The following is a 395-nucleotide window of genomic DNA, read 5'->3' as shown; positions in this document are numbered from 1 at the left end:
GTTGGCTTTGTGTAAGGTCTGCAATTGTGATATTCGCTGTTGTTCAATATTAATGCGACGTTTCAGCTGGCGATGAGTAAGTACCGCGCGTTGGTAGTCGAGTTTAGAAACAACTCCATCTTCAACCAATTCTCCTTGAGCAGTAACCTCCAGCTCGGCACTTTCTAACTCAGATCTCAGAATTTCCAAATCCGCCTGATGAGATAGCAGTTCTCGTTGTTGATTGATATCGAGCTGTAGATATTGGTCTTGCGACTGCGCCAAACTGCGTTTGGCATCTTTTAAAGATTGGGCCAAATTTGCATCTTGTAACCTCATAATGATGCTGTTGGGGTTAACTTGTGCTCCTGGGCGCAACAAAATTTCTTCAACCGTGGCATCGCTTGCTGCACTTA

1 pseudogene is annotated in these 395 nt (G+C 44.6%); it reads right to left on the bottom strand.

Annotated elements, in window-relative coordinates:
• Positions 1–395, bottom strand: a pseudogene (locus tag CWC11_RS20725) (RND transporter); the annotation flags it as partial.

It is taken from the genome of Pseudoalteromonas sp. S3178 (assembly GCF_005886985.1).
GTDB lineage: Bacteria > Pseudomonadota > Gammaproteobacteria > Enterobacterales > Alteromonadaceae > Pseudoalteromonas > Pseudoalteromonas carrageenovora.
This window is presented reverse-complemented; position numbering and strand designations above follow the sequence as displayed.